We start from the raw sequence: 15,578 nt of genomic DNA on the forward strand, positions 1-15,578 counted from the left end.
CCGTCCCGCCCCCGGGGCTCGCGGAGAGTCCGGCCCGGGGGGGCGGTACGGAGAGTCCCGCCGGGGTGCGAACAGCCGCCCCGGGGGGGCCTCAGGGGCCCGTGCCCCGTCTCAGAAGCGGATGGCGTCCTGGATGAGCGGGGAGGACGGCGTGGTGGTCGCCGACTTGCGGGGGACGGCCGCGGTGCAGGTGGTGTCCTTGGCCGGGAGCTTCCCGGTGGTCAGGTAGGCAGTGCCGGCCTTGTCCGCGCAGGCGTTCCCGCCGAACAGATAGACCCCGTGGCCCTCACCGTTCTTGACGGTCACCATCTTGGCTCCGCGCAGCGCCTTGCGCAGGCCCACACCGGTGGAGAGCGGGGTCTGCGAGTCCCACTCGTTCTGGAGGATCAGCGAGGCGACCTTGTTGTCGACCTTGGTCGCGGCCTCGGCGGACTTGTTCCAGAACGCGCACGGCTTGATGTTGGACGCGAAGTCGCCGTACAGCGGGTAGCGCGCCTTGTCCCGGACCGCGTCCTTGCGGTACTGCTCGGTATCGCGCGACCAGGCCGCGGAGTTGTCGCCGCAGGCGACGGTCCAGAAGACCGACTCGCCGTTGTCGGGCGCCACGGGCTTCCGGAAGGCGGGGCTCGGGGTCTCCTGGGCCGGGAGGAGACGGCCGGAGGCCTTCTTGCCGGCGGCGGCCTTCTTCAGCTCCACCACGATCGCGGCGGCGCTGCGGACGTCGAAGAACTCGGCCCGCATGATCTGGCGGATGTCGTCGCCGGTGTACGGCTCGCCCTCGATCACGATCGGCTTGCGGTCGGCCTGCGCGATCAGGTCCCAGAAGGTCTTGCCGACCTTCGCGGAGGAGTTGCCGAGCTTGTAGACCGAGTCGCGCTCAGCCGTCCACTTCGACCACCGCTGGAACGCGGGCTCGACGCCCTCCGCCCACACCTGGATCATGCCGCGCCAGGCGAGCTTGGGGTCGACGGCGCTGTCCAGGATGAAGCGGTCGGTCTGCTTCGGGAACATCTGGGTGTAGACGGCGCCGAGGTAGGTGCCGTAGGAGTAGCCCAGGTACGAGATCTTCTTCTCGCCGAGGACCGTGCGGATCAGGTCCATGTCACGAGCAGTGTTGCGCGTGGTGATGTGCGACAGCTTGTCGCCGGCCTTCTTGCGGCACTTGTCGGCGACGCCCTTGGCCCAGCTGACGTCCTTGGCGAAGGTCTTGGCCTTGTACGGGCGCGGCCAGTTGGCGTCGCTGTCGGAGAGCCCGCAGCTGATCGCGGAGGACTGGCCGATGCCGCGCGGGGAGAACCCGATGAGGTCGTACCGCTCCTGCACGGACTTGGGCAGCGCCCCCTTCAGCTCAAGCGGGAGCGTGATGCCGTCGCCGCCCGGGCCGCCGGGGTTGGAGAGCAGCACACCGTGGCGCTTGCCCTTCACGCTCGTCTTGTAGCGGGATATCGCCACGTCTATCTTCTTGCCGCCGGGATTGGCGTAGCTGAGCGGCGCCTTGATCGTGGCGCACTGGAAGGCGGCCGGGAGATCGGGGGCGCACCGCTTCCACGAGGGCTTCTGCTGGGCGAGCTTGGCCAGCGGACTCGCCGGTGTCGGGGCGGCGTTCGCGGTGGTGGCGACCGCGGGGGCCAGCGTCGCCATGACGCTCACCGCCAGCACGGGAACGAGTCGTCGTCTCTGCATGAAGTGTTTCCTTAAAGGCAGTTGTGGGCTCAGGGGTGAACCCTGTCGTGTCCCCGGCCCGGGGGAATCCCCCGTCGGGACAGTCTTGTCTACGTCTCTGGGTGGAGGCGCGGCGGGGGAATCCTTCGCCCGGGGTAGGGGACGCCGTTCGCCCCGGGCCGGAAACGGCGAACGCTCCCCGGGTCGGCTGTACCGGGGAGCGTTCGGGTGACGGCGGCTGGTCAAGGGGCCGCGGTGTCACGGTGTCACGGTGTGCTGCGGTGTCGCGGTGCTGCGGTGTGTCGCGGTGCTGCGGTGCGGTGGCGCTTGTCGATGGTGCGGGAGCGGCCCGCCCTCGCGACAGCCCCCGGCGTGATCATTCACCTGAAGGGGGCCGGTCCGGCGGCCCGGGGAGTATCCGCCGGGATCGGGGGTAGCGCCCGCCCGCGAGAACGCCCGCCCGCACGCACGCCGAAGGGCGGCACCCCCTGGGAGAGGGGTGCCGCCCTTCGCACTGCTGGAGCAGCTGATCCGACGAGGGATCAGAAGTCCATGTCACCGCCCGGCATGCCGCCCGGAGCGCCGCCCGCGGCGGCCTTCTCCGGCTTGTCGGCGATGACGGCCTCGGTGGTCAGGAACAGCGCCGCGATGGAGGCCGCGTTCTGCAGAGCAGAGCGGGTCACCTTCGCGGGGTCGATGATGCCCTCGGCGATCATGTCGACGTACTCGCCGGTCGCGGCGTTCAGACCGTGACCGATGGGCAGGTTGCGCACCTTCTCGACGATGACGCCGCCCTCAAGACCGCCGTTGACGGCGATCTGCTTCAGCGGGGCCTCCAGGGCGAGACGCACGGCGTTGGCGCCGGTCGCCTCGTCGCCTTCGAGGTCCAGCTTCTCGAAGACCGAGGAAGCCTGGATCAGGGCCACGCCGCCGCCGGCGACGATGCCCTCCTCGACGGCCGCCTTCGCGTTGCGAACGGCGTCCTCGATGCGGTGCTTGCGCTCCTTGAGCTCGACCTCGGTCGCGGCGCCGGCCTTGATGACGGCCACGCCGCCGGCCAGCTTCGCGAGGCGCTCCTGGAGCTTCTCGCGGTCGTAGTCCGAGTCGGAGTTCTCGATCTCGGCGCGGATCTGGTTGACCCGGCCGGCGACCTGGTCGCTGTCACCGGAGCCGTCGACGATGGTCGTCTCGTCCTTGGTGATGACGACCTTGCGGGCGCGGCCCAGCAGGTCGAGACCGGCGTTCTCCAGCTTGAGGCCGACCTCCTCGGAGATGACCGTGCCGCCCGTGAGGATGGCGATGTCGTTCAGCATGGCCTTGCGGCGGTCGCCGAAGCCCGGGGCCTTGACGGCGACGGACTTGAAGGTGCCGCGGATCTTGTTCACGACCAGCGTCGACAGAGCCTCGCCCTCGACGTCCTCGGCGATGATCAGCAGGGGCTTGCCCGACTGCATGACCTTCTCCAGCAGCGGAAGGAGGTCCTTCACGTTGCCGACCTTGGAGTTCACGATCAGGATGTACGGGTCGTCCAGGGACGCCTCCATACGCTCCATGTCGGTGGCGAAGTACGCCGAGATGTAGCCCTTGTCGAAGCGCATGCCCTCGGTGAGCTCCAGCTCCAGACCGAAGGTCTGGGACTCCTCGACCGTGATGACGCCTTCCTTGCCGACCTTGTCCATCGCCTCGGCGATGAGCTCGCCGATCTGGGTGTCGGCGGCGGAGATGGAGGCGGTGGAGGCGATCTGCTCCTTGGTCTCCACGTCCTTGGCCTGCTCCAGCAGGGCGCCGGAGACGGCCTCGACGGCCTTCTCGATGCCGCGCTTGAGGGCCATCGGGTTGGCGCCGGCCGCCACGTTGCGCAGGCCCTCGCGGACGAGCGCCTGGGCGAGAACGGTCGCGGTGGTGGTTCCGTCGCCGGCGACGTCGTCCGTCTTCTTGGCGACTTCCTTGACCAGCTCGGCGCCGATCTTCTCGTACGGGTCTTCGAGCTCGATCTCCTTGGCGATGGAAACACCATCGTTGGTGATCGTGGGCGCGCCCCACTTCTTCTCAAGGACGACGTTGCGGCCCTTGGGACCGAGGGTGACCTTGACGGCGTCGGCGAGCTGGTTCATACCGCGCTCAAGGCCGCGCCGCGCCTCCTCGTCGAACGCGATGATCTTTGCCATGTGAAGTGTCCTCCACGGACTGGTGGGAAGCTCTGGCCGGACCGCGTCGGCGCCCGCGACGGACGGTCCGCGCGCCGTGTGGTTCTCTGCCCCACAGGCCTGCGGACCTCACCTGCTCGGTCCATGTTCTGTCACTCTCACTAGGAGAGTGCTAACGCCAATGATTAGCACTCGCCCCTGCCGAGTGCAAGCGCCTTCGGGAGAACCGGCCCCCCGGGGAGGACCCCGGAGCCGCCCCCGGCCCGGGCCGCGCAAGGCCCCCGGGGCACGCGGGCCCGCCCGTACACGCGTGTGGGGTCCGCACCCCGTTTCCGGGGATGCGGACCCCACACGCGTGAACGCGTCGGTGGCCGATCGCGTCGCAGGTGTCGCAGGTCTGGCTCGGATCGCGGAATCAGACCGCGAGCTTCACCATGTCCGCCTGCGGACCCTTCTGTCCCTGCGAGATTTCGAACTCGACTCGCTGACCCTCCTCCAGGGTGCGGTATCCGTCCATCTGGATCGCGCTGTAGTGGACGAATACATCCGCACCACCGTCGACCGCGATGAAGCCATACCCCTTCTCCGCGTTGAACCACTTGACGGTGCCCTGAGCCATGCCTAACTCCCCTATTACTGGCCCTTGCGCAGGACCGCACCTCGCGGACCCGGGTCAGATCTCACCCGCCGTGAGCCGTCCTCCAGGTGCGGAGGGAGACTCTGCGGATGTGCGCCGGAACGCGTCGACCGCGGCTGAATGTATCGGCCCAACTGCCCTCTGCAACAGGTCAATCGGACGAGAAATCCGGGCACGGCGGATCGGCGAATTAGCCTGAATTCACAAGGTTGTGGGGCAAGTCGGGCCCGGCAAAGAAGACTTAAGCGGCAAATCAATCGCACACATTGGCTGCTTCTTATCGCGCGGGGGCGCATTCTCGTATGCCGAGAAGCGCGGCCGGCCGCGGGACATTCCCCAACTGTAGCGCCTTCAATCCTGCGGAATTGCCCCCTCCGTTTATTTCGACGGAGAGGGCAACCGGTGTGGCGCGGGGCGGGTCCGGGAGGGACCCCGGGGATCAGCCTCCGGCGACCGCCGGAATGATCGAGATTCCGGCGCCGTCCGGCGTCACGGTGTCGAGACCCTGTTCAAAACGGACGTCGTCGTCATTGACGTACACATTCACGAACCGGCGCAGCTTGCCGCTCTCGTCCAGGACGCGCGCGGCGATCCCCGAGTGCTTGCGCTCCAGGTCCGCGATCACCTCGGAGAGGGTGGCGCCCTCGGCCGCCACCTCGGCCTGGCCGCCGGTGTAGGTGCGCAGAATGGTGGGGATTCGTACGTTGACGCTCATTTTCAGCTCTCCCAGGGGTTTCAGTGGGCCAGGCCGGCGTCGCGGAACGCGTCCAGGCTGGGGCGGATGGTCGCGGTGGGGCCGCTGGTCGGGGCGACCGCGTCCAGGGTCTTGAGACCGTCGCCGGTGTTGAGGACGACCGTGGTCAGCGCCGGGTCGAGCAGACCGGCTTCGAGCAGCTTGCGGGTCACACCCACGGTCACCCCGCCGGCGGTCTCCGCGAAGATGCCCTCGGTACGGGCCAGCAGCTTGATCGAGTCCACGATCTCCGCGTCGGTGACGTCCTCGACCGCTCCGCCGGTGCGGCGGGCGATGTCCAGGACGTACGGCCCGTCGGCCGGGTTGCCGATCGCCAGAGACTTGGCGATGGTGTCCGGCTTCACCGGGCGCACCACGTCGTGTCCGGCCTTGAAGGCCGCCGAGACCGGCGAGCAGCCCTCGGCCTGGGCCCCGAAGATCTTGTACGGCCGGTCCTCGACCAGGCCCAGCTTGATCAGCTCCTGGAGCCCCTTGTCGATCTTGGTGAGCTGAGAGCCGGAGGCGATCGGGATCACGATCTGATCGGGCAGCCGCCAGCCGAGCTGCTCGCAGATCTCGTACGCGAGCGTCTTGGAACCCTCGCCGTAGTACGGGCGCAGGTTGACGTTGACGAAGCCCCAGCCCTCGCCGAGCGGGTCGCCGATCAGCTCGGAGCAGAAACGATTCACATCGTCGTAATTGCCCTCGATGCCGACCAGCTCACCGCCGTAGACCGCGGCCATGACGACCTTGCCCTGCTCCAGGTCGTGCGGGATGAACACGCAGGAGCGGAAGCCCGCCCGCGCGGCGGCCGCGCCGACCGCGCCGGCCAGATTGCCGGTGGAGGAGCAGGAGAGGGTGGTGAAACCGAAGGCGCGGGCGGCCTCGACGGCGATCGCGACGACCCGGTCCTTGAAGGAGTGGGTCGGGTTGCCGGAGTCGTCCTTGACGAACAGGCCGCCGGTGACGCCCAGTTCACGGGCGAGGTTGTCGGCCTTGACCAGCTTGGTGAAACCGGGGTTCAGATTCGGCTTGCCGGCCACGTCCGCGGGGACGGGCAGCAGCGGGGCGTAGCGCCAGATGTTCTCCGGGCCGGCCTCGATCCGGGCGCGCAGCGCCTCGGGGTCTTCGGCGGGGAGGTCGTAGGCGACTTCCAGGGGGCCGAAACAGGAGGAACAGGCGAAGATCGGGCCCAGTTCGAAACGCTCACCGCACTCGCGACACGACAGCGCTGCGGCCGGTCCGAGATCGACAGGGGTGACGGGGGTGGTTGCGACGGTCTGCACAGCCATGGAGGGAGGCCCTTTCTCCTCATCTTTCCCATGGCGAGGCTCGCCATGAGACGGATTTGGCACCTTCCCGAGCCGGGAGCCTCATGCGCTGAACAGCGACTGAGACCGGCTGGAGGGTTGCCGGGGCTTCAACGGGCCGTATCCCTCTGCCCCTCTGGATGAGCGGTATTCGATTGTGTAACGCGGGAACGACCCCGACATGCGACGGGCGTCCGCGTTGTTCAAGACTGTAACCGAAGGCATGGACGGTTGAGATAGTCGTCCGCACCGCGAGATGCGTCACAGGGCTGCTGTGGGGAGTGGGTACACGTGCTCGATGAAGTGGAGCACTGGCTGACCGGGCGGACCTGGAAGGCCGCCGACCGGCCGCTGCACCGGCTGCTGGCGGCCAAGCGAGCGACCTCGGCGACGGTCAGCGTCGTGCTGCCCGCGCTCAACGAGGAGGCGACCGTCGGGGACATCGTCACCGTGATCCGCAGGGAGCTGATGGAGACCGCCCCGCTCGTCGACGAACTGGTGGTGATCGACTCCGGCTCCACCGACCGCACCGCCGCGATCGCGGCCGCCGCCGGGGCGCGGGTGGTGCACCGGGACGCGATCCTGCCCCGGCTGCCGGCGCTGCCCGGCAAGGGCGAGGTGCTGTGGCGGTCGCTGATGGTGACCGGCGGTGACATCGTGTGCTTCGTCGACGCCGATCTTCGGGACTTCTCCGCCGACTTCGTCTCCGGGATCGTCGGGCCGCTGCTCACCGACCCGGGGATCGACTTCGTCAAGGCGATGTACGACCGCCCGCTGGACGACGCCCCGGGGCAGGGCGGCCGGGTCACCGAGCTGGTGGCCCGCCCGCTGCTCAATCTGCACTGGCCCCGGCTGGCCGGCTTCGTCCAGCCGCTGGGCGGCGAGTACGCGGCCCGCCGCTCCCTCCTGGAGGCGCTGCCCTTCCCGGTCGGGTACGGGGTCGAGCTGGGCCTGCTGGTCGACGCCCTGCGCGCGGTGGGCCTGGACGCCCTCGCCCAGGTCGACGTGGGCTCCCGCAAACACCGCCACCAGGACGCCCGGGCCCTCGGCCGGATGGCCGCGGCGATCTACCGCACCGCCCAGCTCAGACTGGAGCGCGGCCAGCTGGTACGGCCGTCGCTGACCCAGTTCGAGCGCGGCGCGGACGGTTTTGTCCCGCGGACCCACCCGGTGGACACCGAGGAGCGGCCCCCGATGCGGGAGATCCGCGAGTACGCGGCGCGTCGGGCGGCCTGAGCCCCGCCCGCCGGTCGAACATCCTATGTATGAACTTCGCCCGTCATGTCCTGATGTCGGCCGAGCGGCTCTGGCTGCTCGGCGGACTCGTCCTCAGCCTCGCCGCCGCCGCGGCCGTCGCCCTCGCCGCCGGGCGCGGCCGCCGGGGCGACTGACCGGTGCCGGGCGCGGCGGGCAGGCGGATCCCGTCGGCGGGACTCTCCACGGGAGGGCCACCGGCCCCGCACCACCGGCCCCGCACCCCGGCACTGTCCCGGCCCGCGCACACACGTTTGAGAACTCACCCGGCGGGCTAGGTTTCGCGACATGGTCTCCGAGCCCCCCGCAACACCGGTCCGCGCCCAGATCCTCGTAGCGTCGAACCGGGGTCCGATCTCCTACGCCCTCGGCGAGGACGGAGCGCTCGACGCCCGGCGCGGCGGCGGCGGGATGGTCTCCGGGCTCTCCGCCATCGGCTCCGGCGCGGACTCCCTCTGGGTCTGCTCCGCGCTCGGCGACGGCGACCGCGAGGCACTGCGGCGCGGCGTCGGCGAACCGGGCGTGCTGATGCTCGACATGGACCCGGACATCCACTCCGCCGCGTACAACGACATCGCCAACTCCGTCCTCTGGTTTATCCACCATCTGCTGTACCAGACCCCGCTGGAACCCGTCTTCGACGCGGACTTCCGCCGCCGCTGGAGCGCGTACGAGAGCTACAACCGCGCCTTCGCCCGGGCCCTGGCCGACCACGCCGCCGACGGGGCCGCGGTCCTCGTCCAGGACTACCATCTGGCGCTCGTCCCCGGCCTGCTCCGCGAGCTCCGCCCCGATCTGCGGATCGGGCACTTCTCGCACACCCCCTGGGCGCCCGCCGACTACTTCCGGCTGCTCCCCGACGACATCGCCGAACAGCTGCTGCGCGGCCTCCTCGGCGCGGACCGCACCTGCTTCCTCACCCGCCGCTGGGCCGACGCCTTCACCGACTGCGCCGTGCGGGTGCTGGGCGAGGACGCCCTCACCGGCCGCCGGATCGGGGTGCACGGGCTCGGCGCGGACGCCGGCTTCCTCAAGGAGCGCTCGCACCGGCCGGACGTGGCCGAGCGGATGACCGCCCTGCGCGAGCAGATCGGCCCCGGCCGGCGGACCGTGGTCCGGGTCGACCGCACCGAGCTGTCCAAGAACATCGTGCGCGGCCTCCTCGCGTACCGGCAGCTCCTCGACACCCGCCCCGAGTGGCGCGAGCGCGTCGTCCACCTCGCCTTCGCCTACCCCTCCCGCCAGGATCTCGCGGTCTACCGCGAGTACACGGCCGAGGTGCGCCGGGTCGCCGACGAGATCAACGAGGAGTACGGCACCGACGGCTGGACGCCGGTCGTCCTCCATGTGAAGGACGACTTCGCCCGCTCGCTCGCCGCCTACCGGCTGGCCGACGTCGCCCTGGTCAACCCGATCCGGGACGGTATGAACCTGGTCGCCAAGGAGATCCCGGTCGTCTCCGACGAGGGGTGCGCGCTGGTGCTCTCCCGCGAGGCGGGGGCGTACGAGGAGCTCGCGGCGGACGCGCTCACGGTCAACCCGTACGACATCACCGGCACCGCCGACGCGCTGCACCGCGCGCTGAGCATGCCGGCGGACGAACGGCTCCGCCGCACCGAGCGGCTCGCCGCCGCGGCGACCGCGCTGCCCCCGCAGCGCTGGTTCCTGGACCAGCTGGAGGCCCTGCGGGCGCTCTGAGGCTTTTACGGCAGCCGGTCGGCGAGCGCGGCGAGGAACTCGACCACCGCCGACGGGCCGGGCAGCAGCAGATCGGCCCGCTCGGCGAGTTCGGTGACCTCCGTGCTGCCGCTGCACACCAGCAGCCCCGGCACCCCTTCCGCGCGGAGCTTCTCCACCGCGGCGTAGGCGGGCAGATCGCCGAGGTCGTCGCCCGCGTAGAGCACGGCCCCGGCCCCCGTCCCCCGGGCGTACGCGGCGAGGGCGACGCCCTTGTCCATCCCCGGCGGGCGCAGTTCCAGCACCATCCGCCCCGGCTCCAGCACCAGGCCGTGCCGGGCGGCGAGCGCGGCGAGCGGCTCGCGCAGTGTGTCGAAGGCGGCCCGCGGATCGCTCGCGCGACGGGTGTGGACCGCGACCGCCCGGCCGCCCTTCTCCTCGATCCAGGCGCCCGTCACCTCGCCGAACCCCGCGAGCAGGGCGGGGAGTTCGGCCCGGACGGCCGCGACGCCGGGATGCGCGTCGGGGGCGTCCACGGTGTCGGTGACGGCGTCCCACCGCTCGGCCCCGTAGTGGCCGAGCACCACCAGACGCTCCAGCCCCGGCACCCCCGAGAAGCCGCCGTGGCGGACCGCGACCTCGGCGGGCCGGCCGGTGACCACGGCCACCGACGCGACCTTCGGCGCGAGCCGCGCCAGCGCGGGCACCGCGCCGGGGTGGGCGCGGGCCCGCTCCGGGTCGGGCACGATCTCGGCGAGGGTGCCGTCGAAGTCCAGCGCGATCACCGCCTCGCGCGGCCGGGCGAGAATCGCGGCGAGCCCGTCCCGGCCCGCGGGCGTCGAAGGGTCCGGCAGAGGATGCGCGTACGGGGAGCTGCCCATGCCCTTGAGCCTATCGGCGCTCGCGTCTCTCGTCCCTGACCCGGCGCAGCCGGTTCACGGTGACCGGATCGTGCTCCAGCGCGCGCCGGTCGTCGAGCAGCGCGTTGAGCAGCTGGTAGTAGCGGACCGGGGAGATCCCGAGCCGCTCCCTGATGGCGCGTTCCTTCGCGCCGGGGCCGGGCCAGGAGCGCTGCTCCATGGCCAGCACGGCCCGCTCCCGCTCGGAGAGCGGCTCGGTGTCGGTCATGCCTCCAATTTAGGCGGTCACTCCCGCTCCTTCTCCTCCTCCAGGGCCGCGTTCTGGGCGATCTTGTCCAGCACCTTGGCCGGGGAGCCGCCGGGGGCCACCGCCTTGCCGATGTTGCGCTTGATGTCGTCGCTGACCAGGGCCCAGGAGGTCTTGTCGACCGGGGGCAGCTGCGCGCTGGGCAGCTCCTGGAGGAACTCCCGAAGATTCTTGTGCCGGGGGTTCAGCTCCATCGCCTCGGAGGCGGAGACGGTCACCGGCAGCAGATCGTTCTGGGACGCGAAGGCGAGGACGTTCTCGTCGGTGAAGAGGAAGTTCAGAAAGGCGCCTATCTCGTCCTTGTTGCCGTTCTCCTTGAAGCCCATGATCCAGTCGGCGACGCCGAGCGGGGCCTTCGGCTTTCCGTCCCGGCCGGGCACCGGGACCTTGCCCAGCTCGATGCCGGCCTTCTCCGCCTGCCGCATCAGCGAGGGGTGGCCGTTGAGCATCCCCACCTCGCCCCGGGTGAAGGCCGCGTACGCCGCCTTGCGGTTCAGCTCGCCGGGGGTGCCGGGGCCGGTGAGGCCGGGCGCGACGAGATTGGACTTGACCCAGTCCAGGGTGGCTGTGTTCTCGTCGGTGTCGATGGAGTACGAGCCGCCCGGGTCGACATAGCCGTTGCCCTCGCCGCCGAGCAGCCACATCATCGTCTCGATCTGGGCCTCCTCGGGCCCCAGCGGCAGCGCGAACGGATAGTCGACGTCCGTCTCCGACTTGAGCAGCTCGGCCGCCTCGCGCAGCTCCTCCCAGGTCTCGGGAGCCTTCGCCACCCCGGCCTGCTCGAAGAGTTCCTTGTTGTAGAAGAGCAGCCGGGTGGAGGCCGCGAACGGCAGCCCGTACTGCACCCGGCGCTGCTCGCCCGCCTGTACGAGAGGGCCGAGGAAGTTGGCCTGCACGGGTACGGAGAGCAGCTGGTCGGCGGTGTACAGCTTGTCGGCGGCCGCGTAGTCGGCGTACGCGCCGATCTGGGCCATGTCGGGGGCCTCGCCCTCCTTGACCAGCTCGGCGACCTTGCGGTCCACATCCGTCCAGGGCTCGATCTGGACCTGGACGTCGATATGGGAGTTCTCCACCTCGAATTTCTTGATGAGACTCGCCCAGTACGTCTTGCTGCTCTGACCGCCGTTGACGTCGTAGTCGGCGGCGACGAGGGTGAGTGTCACCTTGTCCGGCGAATCGCCCGACGCGCCGCATCCCGTGAGGGTGACGGCCGTCGCCAGTGCGGCCGCAGCCGCCCTCATGCCTAAGAAGTGCCGCTGCACAGCTCTTTTTCCACCTTGTCGATCGCTGGATGTGTGCACCGACGCCGGATATGGGCGCCGGTACGCCGCGGCCCTGCCGCCCCCCGGGCGAGCTGACGATTTTCCATCAACGCCCCTTCAGTGGTCTATGCCGCGCGGTCTCACTTCTGCAACACCTGTTCTACAGAGGGGTTTTGTAAAGGGAGCGCGGTGGGTGCCATTGCCCGGATGTGTCCGGGCCTGCTAAGCACGTCCCGGCACGAAGTGCTCAGGTGCCGGTCCGCATGCACGTGTACGCGCAGCCTCTTCAAGGAGTCATGCCACATGTCCCGTACCGCAACAGAGATAGCGACTCAGCCCGTCTGCTGGCGGCGGGCCTCGGACGCCGCGGCGTCCTTCGCGGGGCTGCCGGCGCCTGGGGAGCGGGTGGCCGTCACCGGGTGCGGCACCTCGTGGTTCATGGCGATCGCGTACGCCGCGCTGCGCGAGGCCGCGGGGCAGGGGGAGACCGACGCCTTCGCCTCCTCGGAGTTCCCGGTGGGGCGCTCCTACGACCGGGTGGTGGCGATCACCCGCTCCGGGACGACGACCGAGGTGCTGGAGCTGCTGACCGCCCTGCGCGGAACGGTCGCCACGACGGTTCTGACCGCCGACCCCGAGACGCCCGTGATGGCGCTGGCCGACACGGTGGCGGTACTGGACTGGGCGGACGAGGAGTCCGTCGTCCAGACCCGCTTCGCGACGACGGCCCTGGCCTTCCTCCGCGCGGGCCTCGGGGACGTCCCCGGGCTGAAGACGATCGCCGAGGCGGCGGCGGACGCCGAGACCGCGATCGCCGAGCCGCTGCCGGAGACCGTGACCGGGGCGGAGCAGTGGACCTTCCTGGGCCAGGGGTGGACCTACGGGCTGGCCCTGGAGGCGGGGCTGAAGATGCGCGAGGCGGCCGGGGCGTGGACGGAGGCGTACCCCGCGATGGAGTACCGGCACGGGCCGATCGCGATCACCGGGCCCGGGCGGGTGGCATGGGTGTTCGGCGAGGTGCCGGAGGGGCTGGCGGGGGACGTGGAGCGGGTGGGCGGGGAGATGGTGGCGAGGGAGGGGGTGGACCCGATGGCGGAGTTGGTGAGGGTGCAGAAGTTGGCGGTGGGGGTGGCGGAGGGGAAGGGGTTTGATCCGGATCGGCCGAGGAACTTGTCGCGCAGTGTGATTCTGTCTTGACCGGGTTGTGAGCTGCGGGTTCTTGTCGGGGGCGCTGCCCCCGAACCCCCGCGCCTCAATCTCCCCCTGGCTTCGCCGGGGGACCACCAGCGAGGCTGAAATTGGCGACCTCTTGCCCGGGGCGGGGGCTGGAATTGGCCTTCTTCCGCTTCGGCGCAGGGCTGAAATCGGCGGCCCGGCAGGGGTGGTCGCACTCCCCCGGAGGGGAGGGTTTCGGGCGATTGGAATGATCCCTTCCGGGGGGTTCTGGAAGGTGGATTCGGAGGGGTGGCGGTGAGGGGAAAGGGCTTGCGACCTGCGGTGGAGTTTGTACGGTTGCGCAACAATCAGGTGTAGTGGACTAGACCTTTCGGGGGCTGTCGCGGAGACTGTCCTCCGTGAGACACGTCATCGCCCTCGATGTGGGCGGCACCGGCATGAAAGCCGCCCTCGTCGGCGCGGACGGGAACCTCCTCTATGAGGCCCGGCGCGCGACTGGGCGGGAGCGTGGCGCCGAGGCCGTCGTACAGTCCATTCTCGACTTCGCCGGAGACCTCCGGGCGTACGGCGAGGAGCACCTCGGTGTGTCCGCGCTGGCCGCCGGGGTCGCCGTACCCGGGATTGTCGACTCCGAGAGCGGGGTGGCGGTGTACGCCGCCAACTTGGGCTGGCGGGACGTTCCCATGCGCGAACTGCTGAGCGGGCGCCTCGACGGGCTTCCGGTCGCTCTCGGCCATGACGTCCGCACCGGCGGGCTCGCCGAGGGCCGGATCGGCGCGGGGCAGGGGGCGGACCGCTTCCTGTTCATCCCGCTGGGCACCGGTATCGCGGGAGCCATCGGCATCGGCGGGACGATCGAGGCCGGGGCGCACAATTACGCGGGCGAGATCGGCCATGTCGTCGTCCGGCCCGACGGCCCCGTCTGCGGCTGCGGACAGCGCGGCTGTCTGGAGACGCTGGCCTCCGCAGCCGCCGTCAGCCGCGCCTGGGCGAAGGCCAGCAAAGACCCCGCCGCCGACGCCGCCGACTGCGCCAAGGCGGTCGAGTCGGGCGACCCGAAGGCCCTCACGGTCTGGCGGGACGCCGTCGACGCGCTCGCCGCCGGGCTGGTCACCGCGATCACCCTGCTGGACCCGCGCGTCCTGATCATCGGTGGCGGTCTCGCCGAGGCCGGGGAAACCTTGTTCACACCACTGCGGGCCGCCGTCGAGGAGCGAGTCACGTTCCAGAAGCTGCCCTCCATCGTTCCGGCCGCCCTCGGAGACACCGCTGGTTGTCTGGGCGCCGGGCTGCTCGCCTGGGATCTGATCGCCACTGACTCGGAGGTAACCGCCTAATGGCCGCTCGCGCAGCACTCGCCGACAGCGCCGCACGCGCCGACAGCACCGTCCTCACCGGCGCCCGGGTCGTACTGCCGACCGGGACCGTCGAGAACGGCCGGGTGACTGTCGACGGAACCAAGATCGCCGGCACCGCTCCCGAGAACGCGCCCACCCGCGATCTGTCGGGCCACTGGATCGTGCCCGGCTTCATCGACCTCCACAACCACGGCGGCGGCGGAGCCTCCTTCACCGGCGGCACCACCGAGGACGTACTGCGCGGTGTCCGCACCCACCGCGAGCACGGCACCACCACCCTGGTGGCCTCCCTCGTCACCGCCGACATCGATTTCCTCACCCGCCGCGCCGCCGCCCTCGCCGAACTGGTCCAGCAGGGCGACCTCGCCGGCATCCACTTCGAGGGCCCCTTCATCTCCCCCTGCCGCAAGGGCGCGCACAGCGAGGAACTGCTGCGCCACCCCGACCCGGCCGAGGTGCGCAAGCTCATCGACGCCGCGCGCGGCACCGCCCGGATGGTCACCCTCGCCACCGAGCTGCCCGGCGGCCTCGACTCCGTACGGCTGCTCGCCGAACACGGCGTGATCGCCGCCGTCGGGCACACGGACGCCACCTACGAGCAGACCGTGGCCGCCATCGACGCGGGCGCGACCGTGGCGACCCACCTCTTCAACGCGATGCCGCAGATCGGCCACCGCGCCCCCGGGCCGATCGCCGCCCTGCTGGAGGACGAGCGGGTCACCGTCGAGCTGATCAACGACGGCACCCATCTGCACCCCGCCGCCCTCGAACTCGCCTTCCACCGCGCGGGCGCCCGCCGGGTCGCCTTCATCACCGACGCCATGGACGCCGCAGGCTTCGGCGACGGCCGCTACCAACTCGGCCCGCTCGCCGTCGACGTCGTGGACGGCGTCGCCCGGCTCGCCGAGGGAGGCGCGATCGCGGGCTCCACACTCACCCTGGACACCGCCTTCAGACGCGCCGCCACCATCGACCGCATCCCCGTCGAGGACATCGTCCAGGCGATCTCCGCCAACCCCGCGAAGCTCCTCGGCATCGACGACCGCGTCGGCTCCCTGGAGCCCGGCAAGGACGCCGACCTGGTCGTCCTCGACGAGGAGTTCCGCCTCAAGGGCGTGATGCGCCAGGGCGCGTGGGTGATCGACCCCGCGTAAGCGGATTCGCATAGCACCTGCGAAGTACAAGCAAGGCGGTT

General features: G+C 70.5%; 14 protein-coding genes and 1 riboswitch. Of the genes, 6 read left to right on the forward strand and 8 right to left on the reverse strand.

The window, feature by feature from the left end:
* Positions 1-111 precede the first annotated feature (111 nt).
* The 5 genes from IE247_RS21705 to thrC form a co-directional block, all read right to left on the reverse strand.
* Positions 112-1,683 (reverse strand): alpha/beta hydrolase, encoded by a 1,572-nt coding sequence (locus IE247_RS21705; protein WP_190124891.1) that lies wholly within the window; start codon positions 1,681-1,683, stop codon positions 112-114.
* A gap of 521 nt (positions 1,684-2,204) precedes the next feature.
* Positions 2,205-3,830: a chaperonin GroEL gene (gene groL, locus IE247_RS21710; protein ID WP_190124892.1), complete on the reverse strand. Its 1,626-nt coding sequence runs from the start codon at positions 3,828-3,830 to the stop codon at positions 2,205-2,207.
* 394 nt (positions 3,831-4,224) lie between these two features.
* Positions 4,225-4,428: a cold-shock protein gene (locus IE247_RS21715; protein WP_005315736.1), complete on the reverse strand. Its 204-nt coding sequence runs from the start codon at positions 4,426-4,428 to the stop codon at positions 4,225-4,227.
* A 457-nt stretch (positions 4,429-4,885) separates the two neighbouring features.
* Positions 4,886-5,161, reverse strand: coding sequence for a MoaD/ThiS family protein (locus tag IE247_RS21720; RefSeq protein ID WP_190124893.1), 276 nt, complete (start codon positions 5,159-5,161; stop codon positions 4,886-4,888).
* Between the two features lie 20 nt (positions 5,162-5,181).
* Positions 5,182-6,471, reverse strand: a complete 1,290-nt coding sequence (thrC, locus tag IE247_RS21725; RefSeq protein ID WP_190124894.1) for a threonine synthase — start codon at positions 6,469-6,471, stop codon at positions 5,182-5,184.
* Between the two features lie 16 nt (positions 6,472-6,487).
* A riboswitch (SAM riboswitch) is annotated at positions 6,488-6,636 on the reverse strand.
* 144 nt (positions 6,637-6,780) lie between these two features.
* Between thrC and IE247_RS21730 the strand changes: the two genes are divergently transcribed.
* The 3 genes from IE247_RS21730 (at position 6,781) to IE247_RS21735 (ending at position 9,441) form a co-directional block, all read left to right on the forward strand.
* Positions 6,781-7,725: a glucosyl-3-phosphoglycerate synthase gene (locus IE247_RS21730; RefSeq protein ID WP_190124895.1), complete on the forward strand. Its 945-nt coding sequence runs from the start codon at positions 6,781-6,783 to the stop codon at positions 7,723-7,725.
* A 29-nt stretch (positions 7,726-7,754) separates the two neighbouring features.
* Positions 7,755-7,880, forward strand: coding sequence for a hypothetical protein (locus tag IE247_RS34795; protein WP_268247228.1), 126 nt, complete (start codon positions 7,755-7,757; stop codon positions 7,878-7,880).
* Between the two features lie 151 nt (positions 7,881-8,031).
* Positions 8,032-9,441 carry an alpha,alpha-trehalose-phosphate synthase (UDP-forming) gene (locus tag IE247_RS21735; protein WP_190124896.1) on the forward strand — a complete coding sequence of 470 codons (1,410 nt, stop codon included), beginning with the start codon at positions 8,032-8,034 and terminating at the stop codon, positions 9,439-9,441.
* Between the two features lie 5 nt (positions 9,442-9,446).
* Here the strand turns inward: IE247_RS21735 and otsB are convergent, their stop codons facing one another.
* The 3 genes from otsB to IE247_RS21750 are packed head-to-tail and all read right to left on the reverse strand — an operon-like array spanning position 9,447 to position 11,849.
* Complete coding sequence (gene otsB, locus IE247_RS21740) at positions 9,447-10,301, reverse strand: trehalose-phosphatase (RefSeq protein WP_190124897.1); 855 nt, start codon at positions 10,299-10,301, stop codon at positions 9,447-9,449.
* Positions 10,302-10,311: 10 nt separating this feature from the next.
* On the reverse strand, positions 10,312-10,548 hold the full coding sequence (locus IE247_RS21745; RefSeq protein WP_190124898.1) for a DUF3263 domain-containing protein: 237 nt from the start codon (positions 10,546-10,548) through the stop codon (positions 10,312-10,314).
* A 17-nt stretch (positions 10,549-10,565) separates the two neighbouring features.
* Positions 10,566-11,849: an extracellular solute-binding protein gene (locus IE247_RS21750; protein WP_444545283.1), complete on the reverse strand. Its 1,284-nt coding sequence runs from the start codon at positions 11,847-11,849 to the stop codon at positions 10,566-10,568.
* A gap of 303 nt (positions 11,850-12,152) precedes the next feature.
* Here IE247_RS21750 and IE247_RS21755 point away from each other — a divergent pair, with 303 nt between their 5' ends.
* The 3 genes from IE247_RS21755 (at position 12,153) to nagA (ending at position 15,537) form a co-directional block, all read left to right on the forward strand.
* Positions 12,153-13,046, forward strand: a complete 894-nt coding sequence (locus tag IE247_RS21755) for an SIS domain-containing protein (protein ID WP_190124900.1) — start codon at positions 12,153-12,155, stop codon at positions 13,044-13,046.
* 377 nt (positions 13,047-13,423) lie between these two features.
* The gene (locus IE247_RS21760; RefSeq protein WP_190124901.1) at positions 13,424-14,362 is read left to right on the forward strand and encodes an ROK family protein; all 939 of its coding nucleotides are present in this window, start codon (positions 13,424-13,426) and stop codon (positions 14,360-14,362) included.
* Positions 14,362-15,537, forward strand: coding sequence for an N-acetylglucosamine-6-phosphate deacetylase (gene nagA, locus IE247_RS21765; protein ID WP_190124902.1), 1,176 nt, complete (start codon positions 14,362-14,364; stop codon positions 15,535-15,537). Before IE247_RS21760 ends, nagA begins: the two co-directional genes overlap by 1 nt.
* The last annotated feature ends 41 nt before the right edge of the window (positions 15,538-15,578 follow it).

Source organism: Streptomyces inusitatus, from assembly GCF_014651115.1.
Taxonomy (GTDB): domain Bacteria; phylum Actinomycetota; class Actinomycetes; order Streptomycetales; family Streptomycetaceae; genus Streptomyces; species Streptomyces amakusaensis.